This is a genomic window from Mesorhizobium sp. M2C.T.Ca.TU.002.02.1.1 (assembly GCF_003997225.1).
The window spans coordinates 1-2669 of sequence record NZ_RZTO01000818.1 but is presented as its reverse complement, the minus strand read 5'-3'; the positions used below and the strand labels follow the sequence as shown (position 1 = coordinate 2669).

The 2669-nt window shown below is 62.3% G+C and carries 2 protein-coding genes; both read left to right on the top strand.

The genetic code is table 11. The features are described 5' to 3' along the window. Positions 1-136: 136 nt before the first annotated feature. Positions 137-1669: an acyl-CoA carboxylase subunit beta gene (locus EOD07_RS29880; RefSeq protein ID WP_127237886.1), complete on the top strand. Its 1533-nt coding sequence runs from the start codon at positions 137-139 to the stop codon at positions 1667-1669. Between the two features lie 55 nt (positions 1670-1724). Beyond that, the gene (locus tag EOD07_RS29875) at positions 1725-2666 is read left to right on the top strand and encodes a glycosyltransferase (protein ID WP_073986899.1); all 942 of its coding nucleotides are present in this window, start codon (positions 1725-1727) and stop codon (positions 2664-2666) included. Positions 2667-2669 lie beyond the last annotated feature (3 nt).

Here is a 2669-nt window from a genome sequence, read left to right as displayed (position 1 = left end):
CGCCTATGCCGCCGCATATGGCCGAGTCCGCGCCGAAATGCAAGGGGTCATGTTGCAATGCAGCAAAACGAGGGCGCTTGCGCTCCCCTGCCCTCGCCATTACCACAACTGACTTTATCCGTTTTGGGGACCAGCGATGAAAGACGTGCTGAAGGAACTCGAGCGCCGCCGCGAGATTGCCCGCATAGGCGGCGGCAAGGACCGCATCGAGGCACAGCACAAGAAGGGCAAGCTCACCGCCCGCGAGCGCATCGAGGTCTTCCTCGACGAGGGTTCGTTCGAGGAATTCGACATGTATGTCGAGCACCGCTCGACCGATTTCGGCATGGAGAAGACCAAGATCGCCGGCGACGGCGTCGTCACCGGCTGGGGCACCGTCAACGGGCGCCCGGTCTATATCTTCGCCAAGGATTTCACCGTGTTCGGCGGTTCGCTGTCGGAGGCGCATGCCGAGAAGGTCATCAAGGTCCAGGAAATGGCGCTGCGCAACCGCGCGCCGATCATCGGCCTCTATGACGCCGGCGGCGCGCGCATCCAGGAAGGCGTGGCCGCGCTCGGCGGCTATGCCGAGATCTTCCAGCGCAATGTGCTGGCCTCCGGCGTCATCCCGCAGATTTCGTTGATCATGGGGCCTTGCGCGGGCGGCGACGTCTACTCGCCCGCCATGACCGATTTCATCTTCATGGTGCGCGACACCTCCTACATGTTCGTCACCGGGCCGGACGTGGTGAAAACGGTGACCAACGAGACGGTGACCGCCGAAAGCCTGGGCGGCGCTTCTGTGCACACCACCAAATCCTCCATCGCCGACGGCGCCTACGACAACGACGTCGAGGCGCTGCTGCAAATGCGCCGGCTGGTCGATTTGCTGCCGGCATCCAACACGGCCGAGATTCCCGAGATCGAATGCTATCAGTCGGTCATGGATCACGACATGTCGCTCGACCGGTTGATCCCCGACAATGCCAACAAGCCTTATGACATCAAGGAACTGATCCTGAAGGTCGCCGACGAGGGCGATTTCTTCGAGATCCAGCAGAGCTTTGCCAAGAACATCGTCACTGGCTTCGGCCGCGTCGAGGGCCGCACAGTTGGTTTTGTCGCCAACCAGCCGATGGTGTTGGCGGGCGTGCTCGATTCCGATGCCAGCCGCAAGGCGGCGCGCTTCGTGCGCTTCTGCGACTGTTTCTCGATTCCGATCGTCACCTTCGTCGATGTGCCGGGCTTCCTGCCCGGCACCGCGCAGGAATATGGCGGGCTGATCAAGCATGGCGCCAAGCTGCTCTTCGCCTATGCCGAGGCGACCGTGCCGAAGATCACCGTCATCACCCGCAAGGCTTATGGCGGCGCCTATGACGTGATGGCATCGAAGCATTTGCGCGGCGACATGAACTATGCCTGGCCGACGGCGCAGATCGCGGTGATGGGGGCCAGGGGCGCGGTCGAGATCATCTACCGCAAGGACATCGGCGATCCGGAGAAAATCGCTGCTCATACAAAAACTTACGAGGATCGATTCCTGTCGCCCTTCGTCGCCGCCGAACGAGGCTATGTCGATGAGGTGATCATGCCGCATTCGACGCGGCGCCGCGTTGCGCGCGCCTTGCGCATGCTACGCAACAAGGACATGCAGAACCCCTGGAAGAAGCACGACAACATCCCGTTGTGAGCAGGCCTCCATCTGCCGAAAGGACGACAACCGCTAACATGAGCGCGGAGACGAAATGCGAATAACGCTTGCGGCCCAGGGCCTTATTCCGTGCAAGGGCTATGGCGGCATCCAGCGGCAGGTCGAATGGCTGACCACGGAAATGGTCAAGATGGGGCATCAGGTGACCTTGATCGCCGGCCCGGGATCGTCGCATCCGATGTGCGAGGTTCGCCACGCGGTGACCAATGACGAGTGCCGCGCGGCTGTGCCCAAGGATACCGACATCGTCCATCTCCACGCCTGGAAGGTCGAAGTTCCGTTTCCGACGCTCAACACCGAGCGCGGCCATCTGCCGGATTACCCGAGGCCGCAGCCGAACTGGAGCTTCATCAGCGCCCGCCATGCCGAGCTGCATGGTCGCAAGACCTTCGTCTACAACGGCTTTCCGGTGGATGCCTATCGCCTGGCGCCGTCGAAGAACGACCATCTGTTTTTCATGGCGGCCATTGCGCGAGCCGGAAAGGGCCTCAACCGGGCGGTGGACCTGGCGAAAAAGTATGATTTCAAGCTCGATATCGCCGGCGGCTCGCGCTGGAAGCTGCTCGGCCGCAGCAAGACGCGCCGCGAGGGCGTGTTCTTCAAGAGCCTGTCGTCGCGCTTCCGCTACCACGGCATGGTCGACGGCGAGCCGAAGGTGCGCCTGCTGGGTGAGACCAAGGCCTTTCTGAACCCGATTTCCTGGGAAGAGCCCTTTGGCAATGCGCCGGTCGAATCCATGCTGTGCGGCACGCCGGTCTTGACCACGGCGCGCGGCGCGCTGCCCGAAACCGTCGATGCCGATACCGGCCGCTTCTTCGACACGGATGAGGAGTTCGCGCGCGGTTTCGGTGAAATCGCCGGTTTGCCGGCGCAAAGATGCCGCGAATCCGCGGCAGACCGGTTTCCGATTCAGAAAGCCGCCAAAGCCTATCTGGAGCTCTACCGCCGCATTCTTGATGGCGAAGCGCTTCCGTGAGAC